General features: G+C 67.5%; 6 protein-coding genes. All 6 read right to left on the bottom strand.

Annotation, left to right across the window (positions count from 1 at the left end; genetic code table 11):
• Positions 1-135: 135 nt before the first annotated feature.
• Entirely contained in the window at positions 136-1,098 is a 963-nt protein-coding gene (locus AC07R1_RS16000; protein ID WP_011059724.1) for an ABC transporter substrate-binding protein, read from the bottom strand.
• A 12-nt stretch (positions 1,099-1,110) separates the two neighbouring features.
• Entirely contained in the window at positions 1,111-1,920 is an 810-nt protein-coding gene (locus AC07R1_RS15995; RefSeq protein ID WP_015634468.1) for a class II aldolase/adducin family protein, read from the bottom strand.
• Positions 1,921-2,081: 161 nt separating this feature from the next.
• The gene (locus tag AC07R1_RS15990) at positions 2,082-3,020 is read right to left on the bottom strand and encodes a D-isomer specific 2-hydroxyacid dehydrogenase family protein (RefSeq protein ID WP_495110694.1); all 939 of its coding nucleotides are present in this window, start codon (positions 3,018-3,020) and stop codon (positions 2,082-2,084) included.
• On the bottom strand, positions 3,017-4,222 hold the full coding sequence (locus tag AC07R1_RS15985) for an acyl-CoA dehydrogenase family protein (RefSeq protein ID WP_495110693.1): 1,206 nt from the start codon (positions 4,220-4,222) through the stop codon (positions 3,017-3,019). Before AC07R1_RS15985 ends, AC07R1_RS15990 begins: the two co-directional genes overlap by 4 nt.
• Positions 4,219-4,998 carry an ABC transporter ATP-binding protein gene (locus AC07R1_RS15980; protein ID WP_011059720.1) on the bottom strand — a complete coding sequence of 260 codons (780 nt, stop codon included), beginning with the start codon at positions 4,996-4,998 and terminating at the stop codon, positions 4,219-4,221. The genes AC07R1_RS15985 and AC07R1_RS15980 overlap by 4 nt, the downstream gene beginning before the upstream one ends.
• 3 nt (positions 4,999-5,001) lie before the next feature.
• Positions 5,002-5,823, bottom strand: coding sequence for an ABC transporter permease (locus AC07R1_RS15975; RefSeq protein ID WP_011059719.1), 822 nt, complete (start codon positions 5,821-5,823; stop codon positions 5,002-5,004).
• Between the last annotated feature and the right edge of the window lie 177 nt (positions 5,824-6,000).

The following is a 6,000-nucleotide window of genomic DNA, read 5'->3' as shown; positions in this document are numbered from 1 at the left end:
AGGGCCTCTTCGCCGGCAAGCCGGCTCCTACATGGGGTGTCGGGTGTTCCGTAGGAGCTGGCTGGCCAGCGAAGGCGTCACCCTGGCCAGCGAAGGCGTCATCGCCCTTTCGCCGGCAAGCCGGCGGCTACAGGCTCAGGTCCAGTGGAAGCTGCGGTCCCACAGGCCGGATACATCCAGTTGCTGGGGCAGTACGCCGGCCTCGAAGAACAGGTCGGCCACGTCCTGCTGGGATTTCACCGCTGCGTCGTCCACCGGTTGCAGCAGGCGCGGGCCGCTCTGGGCCCGGTACTGGGCAAGGAACACTTCCCGGGGCATGCCGAGAATCTGCGCGCTCCTGGTCGCCCATTCCTCGGGGTGGCTGGCAATCCACTGCCAGGAGCGGTACTCGCGCAGGATGTAGTCGGTGATCGCCGCGTGCTTGGCCGGGTCGGCGATGCTCTGCTGGTTGGCGGCGATCACGTAGTTGCCGGACAGGTAGCCCTGGCCGGTCTTCAATACCCGGGCCCCGGCCCGCAGTTCCGCCAGCTGGATGAAGTAGCCGAAGCTGACCCAGGCATCCAGGGCACCGTTCTGGAACGCGGCGAAACCGTCCTGCGCAGTCAGCGCCATGGGCACGATATCGGCAAAACCCAGGCCCTGCTCCTTCAGCGCCTTGAGCAGAAAGTAATGGGAACTGGTGGAGCGGATATAACCGATGCGCTTGCCCTTGAGCTCGGCCACCGACTGCACCGCAGAGCCCTTGGGCACGATGAAGGCCTGGTTGTTGACGTCGCCGGTGAGCACCGCGATCAACTTCACCGGGGCGTGGTTCTTGATCCCGAAGATCGGCGGAATCTCGCTCATCGGCGAGATGTCCAGAGTGCCGCTGACCAGGGCCTCGAAGCTCAGGTTGCCGCCGGTGAACTCAGCGTACTTGACCTTGTAGGGCGGCGGCTCGATGCCCGCCTCGGCAAAGAAGCTCGGCGCCGCCCCCTTGTAGGTGGCGACGTTCAGGGTGACCCCGGACAGGTCCACGGAGGCTCCCAGGCCCAGGCGCGGCAAGGCGGCGGCCAGACCGGCCAGGGCCGAGAGTTGGAGAAAATGACGACGCTGCATGGGCAATGGTCCTTAATCGAGAAAGTCCGGTTCTTCGCGCACGATCCGCTCGCGGTAAGGCTGGAAACTGAACCAGCCGCCAAACTCGGTGCCGACCTGGCGTGCGGTGTGGCGCGCCACCTCATGGGGAATGGGCCGCGGGGTGCCGGCAGCTTCCGCCAGCAGTTGAGTCTGGGCGGCGTTGTCCATGGCGATGAAGCGCCACACCGCCGCCTCGACGGTTTCACCCACGGTGAGCAGGCCGTGGTTCTGCAGGATCAGCGCCTTGCGCCCCGCCAGTGCGGCGGCGATCCGCGCGCCCTCGCTGGCCTCCAGCACCACCCCGGAAAAGTTGTCGAACAGCCCGTGCCTTTCATAGAAAGCGCAGGCGTCCTGGGTCAGCGGATCGAGCAAGCGCCCCAGGCTCGACCAGGCCTTGCCGTACAGCGAATGGGCATGGGCCGCGGCGACCACCTCGGGATGGGCTTCATGCAGCGCCGCATGGATGGCGAACGCCGCCAGGTTCAACGCGCCCTCGCCTTCGATCACTGCCCCTTCGGGGTTGACCAGCAACAGGTCGCGGACCCGTACATGGCCGAAATACACCCCCACCGGGTTGACCCAGAAATGGTCCGGGCGCCCCGGGTCACGCACCGTGATATGCCCGGCGCCGCCCATGTCGAACCCCAGCCGGGCGAACACCCGGAACGCCGCGGCCAGGCTCTGCTTGCGCTGCAGGCGCTCCAGCTCGACGGTGGCCTGCTGGGGCGGATGCTCCCAGCGAAAAACCGTATGGCCATCGCGGGGCAAGTCATACACCGCGGGGCGAAAATGTGCGGTCATATCCGCTCTCCTTGAAATTGTCGAAAAGGCCCGCAGGGCCTTGCTTGGCGATCTCCCGCCGAACCTTCAGCGGCCTTGAGAACCCCGGCGCCCCTTCGGGCCGTGCGCAGCCTGCGGCAGCGGCTACACGAAGCGCTGCCAGCCAAGGCTGGAACCGCGCGTTAGTAGCCACGCTGGATCTCCACCGGGTTTTCCAGGGGTAAGCCATCGCCCCAGCGCTGGAGATTGCGTCCCAGCAGGCGAGCGATACTCAGGTAGACCCGGGGCGAATTGGCCGAGGTGTGGGGCGACAGGCGAATACCCGGGTGGCGATAGAAAGGATGCCCCTCGGGCAACGGCTCGGGGTCGGCCACATCCAGGCTGGCCAGGGCGATGCGCCCGGTGTCCAGGGCCTGCAACAGCGCCGGCTGATCGATCAGCGCACCGCGAGCGATATTGATCAGGTGCAACCCTGGCTTGGCCGCTGCCAGTACATCGGCATCAATGATGCCCCGGGTCTGCTCGGTCAACGGCACCGCCAGCAGCAGGTGATCGGCGCGGGCAAACAGCTCCTGCAGGTCGGCCATCGCCTCCACCCCGGGCACCTCGAACGGCTGCGCCGAACGCCGCAGGGCCAGCACCTGCATGCCCAGGGCCTGGGCCTTGGGCGCCAGCTCCCGGGCAATGCTGCCAAAGCCGAACAGCCCCAGGGTGCTGCCGGCCACCGAGGCCAGCGGCCGTTGCTGCCAGTACTCGGCGCGCTCGATCCACACCTGGGGCAGTTGCTTGGCGGCGGCGAAGATCGCCGCCAGGGCAAACTCGGCAATGCTTTCGGCGGTGCTGCCTCGGGCACTGGCCACCGGCAGGTCCTGGAACAGCCAGCGAGGAAAATAATCCAGGCCCGAAGTCACCAGTTGCACGAAGCGCAGGCCAAACGGCCAGCCCGCCGGCGGCTCTGGCGCGTTGCGAAAATCGGCGTGGGGCGCGGCCAGCAGCACTTCGATATCGGCGGGCAAGCCACACGGCAGGCCCCGAGGCAGGCTCAGTACTTCCACCCCCGGCAGCCACTGGCGCAACTGCTGGTTGAAGTGCTCGTCGAGCTGGCTGGCGATGCGCGTCACGCCTGGGCTCCGCGGCTGGGCAAGGCAAAGGCGGCGCGCCCCACGGCACCGAGAATCGCGTCGTTCTGCGGGGTATGAATGCGGCTGCACAGCACATCGCGGTAATGCCGCTCGATGGGGTTGCCCCGGGCCAGCCCGGGGTTGCCGATGGCTTCGATGCCCAGCTCCACGGCGCTGATGGCGTTGCTGGTCACCAGGTATTTGATCTGGGTCGCCTCCCCCGGGGCGATCCGCCCTTCGGCGGCGGCATCGAGCAGCACCCGGTTGTTGAGCAGCAAGGCGTCGATGCGCCCGATCAGTTCCTGAAAGCGCGGCAGGCTCGACAACGGTGCGCCAAGGTTGGCCGGGGCACGCTGGGCCAGCCAGCCCAGCAGCCAGCCGCGGGCGGCCCGGGCCACGCCGTCGTAGATGGCCGAGAGCAGCACCGCCAGCCAGAGCACGCCCTTGCTGTCCAGCTCGGAGGGCCGGGGCACGTGAGCCGGCTGGATATCCACCGCCTGTTCCTCGGGCACGAACACCTCATCGAAAATCACGTCGTGGCTGCCGGTGGCGCGCATGCCCAGGTGGTCCCAGGTTTCCTCGACGCTGATCCCGGGGCTGTCACGGTGGACCAGCCAGGTGCCCACTTGCGGCTCGGCCTCGTCGCTGCGGGCCCAGACCGCAAGCCAGGTCAGCCCGGGAATGCCGGTGGAGTAGATCTTGCGCCCGCTGAGCAGCCAGCCGCCCTCGACCCGTCGTGCCAGGGTCGCCGGCAAACCGCCCCGGGCCGGGGTACCCAGGTCCGGCTCGACCCGCAGGGCGTTGATCAGGGCACCCTCTTGCACCGCCTCCCGGGCCACGCGCTGGCGCAGGTGCAGCGGCCAGGCCGTGTTCTGTTGCAGGCGCGTGTGCTGCAGGTACTGCATCACCAGCACCAGCGCGGTGGAAGGCTCGCCCCGGGCCACGGCGCCTATCACTCGTCGCGCCTGGGCCAGGCTCGCCTCGCTGCCGCCCAGGGCCCGGGGCACGGTCAGGGCCAGCAGGCCATGCTGGTGCAGGCGTTGCAGGTTGGCGTGGGGAAACTCGCTGTGACGGTCGTAGTGCGCGGCGGTGGCGGCGAATTCTTCACTCAGTTGCTGCAGCAGGTCGGCGAACTCGCTGGAGTCTGGATCAGGGACGGGACGGGACACGGACGGAGACGGTTGCACGCTGGAAAGGCTCATCGGCTGGCAGTCCTGCTCAAGGGAAGGGAGATGTCGACGGCCGGCTCGGCCTCGGTTTCCACACCCAGCAGTTGCAGCAACCGCGCGCGCAGTGCCTGGAACCCAGGGGTGGAGGCCTGACGCGGACGCGGCAGGCGGATTGGCAATTGCTCGGCGATTTGCCCGTTGGCCAGCACCAGCACCCGATCGGCCAGCAGCAGCGCCTCGTCGACATCGTGGGTCACCAGCAGCACCGCCGGGGTGTGCACCCGCCACAGGCGGATGATCAGTTGGTGCATGCGGATCCGGGTCAGGGCGTCCAGAGCGGCGAAGGGCTCATCCAGCAGCAACAGGTGCGGCTCGCGTACCAGGGCCCGGGCCAACGCCACTCGCTGGGCCTCGCCGCCGGACAAGGTGCCTGGCCAGGCATTGAGCCGGTGGGCCAGCCCGACCTCCTCCAGCGCTGCCTCGGCCCGCTCCCGGGCCCCGGCCCCACGCACGCCCAGGGCAACGTTGCGCCACACGCGCTTCCAGGGCATCAACCGTGGCTCCTGGAACACTGCGGCCATGGCCGAAGGCACCTGCAACTGGCCCTGGTCGATGGGTTCCAGCCCGGCCAGGGTTCGCAGCAAGGTGGTCTTGCCCGAACCGCTGCTGCCCAGAAGGGCCACGAACTCCCCGGGAGCGATGTCCAGATCCAGGCCATCGAGCACCGCCTGCCCGGCAAAGCGCCGGGTGATCCGGCGGCATTCGACGGCAGCGCGCAGGCGGCCCTGCTGGGGCAATGACAGAGTCATGGGTCAGTTCCTGATAAAGGTCGGGCGCCAGGCCAGGGCGCAACGTTCGAGGCCGCGCACCAGCCCGTCGATGCCCAGGCCGAGCACGCTGTAGACCAGGAGGCAGATGACGATCACGTCGGTGCGCATGAAGTCCCGCGCGTCGTTGACCAGGTAGCCGATACCGGCGCTGGCGTTGATCTGCTCCACCACCACCAGCCCCAGCCAACTGATGCCGAAGGCATAGCGCAGGCCGACGAAGAACGCCGGCAGAGCCCCGGGCAGGATCACGTGGACGATCAGTTCCCAGCGTTTGAGGCCCAGCAGGGTCGCGGCCTCCACCAGCTTGGGATCGAGGCTGCGAATGCCGGAAAACAGCGTGAGGTAGATAGGAAAGGTAGTGCCCAGGGCGATCAGCGCGATCTTCGGCGTCTCGCCCACGCCGAACCAGAGAATGAACAGCGGCACTATGGCCAGGAACGGCAGGGTGCGCAGCATCTGCATGGGGGAATCGATGGCGAGCTCGCCGCGCCGGGACAACCCGGCCACCAGGGCCAGGAGCGTGCCCAGGCTGACGCCGATGGTCAGGCCGCTGAGGGCGCGCTTGAGGGACACCCACAGGTGCCCGGCCAGTTCGCCGCTGCCGAGCATCTGCCACAGGGTGCCGCCGATGGTACTGGGAGCGGCGATGATCCGCGCCGGCAACAGCCCGCTGCGCGAGGCCAGTTCCCACACCAGCAGAAGCAGCAACGGGCTGACCAGGCGCAGCAGCAGGTTGCCCAGGAGCTGGTATCCGGGGCGCTCGGCCCAGCGACGGGACGAGGTGAGGGGGGCTGGCGCAGGCATCGCAACATCCTTATTTCAGCGCGTTCGAGCCCCATGCTAACTACATAAAAAACGTCCGTGAAATTCGTTTTGGTTCTAACTTAATATACAAAAATTGCATTCAATGATTGCCAAGACATGCAAATCAATAATCAAAAACAATCCGAAGGAGCCGGCTTTCCGGCGAACAGCCCCCTG

The sequence above is a fragment of the Pseudomonas sp. GW821-FHT07F01 genome (assembly GCF_059418825.1).
Note: the sequence above shows the minus strand (reverse complement) of the source record. Positions and strands in the feature narration are given on the sequence as shown.

Coding starts and splice junctions, on each gene's coding strand:
- AC07R1_RS16000 (WP_011059724.1), bottom strand. CDS start 1,098: ATGCAGCGTCGTCATTTTCTCCAACTCTCGGCCCTGGCCGGTCTGGCC.
- AC07R1_RS15995 (WP_015634468.1), bottom strand. CDS start 1,920: ATGACCGCACATTTTCGCCCCGCGGTGTATGACTTGCCCCGCGATGGC.
- AC07R1_RS15985 (WP_495110693.1), bottom strand. CDS start 4,222: ATGAGCCTTTCCAGCGTGCAACCGTCTCCGTCCGTGTCCCGTCCCGTC.
- AC07R1_RS15980 (WP_011059720.1), bottom strand. CDS start 4,998: ATGACTCTGTCATTGCCCCAGCAGGGCCGCCTGCGCGCTGCCGTCGAA.
- AC07R1_RS15975 (WP_011059719.1), bottom strand. CDS start 5,823: ATGCCTGCGCCAGCCCCCCTCACCTCGTCCCGTCGCTGGGCCGAGCGC.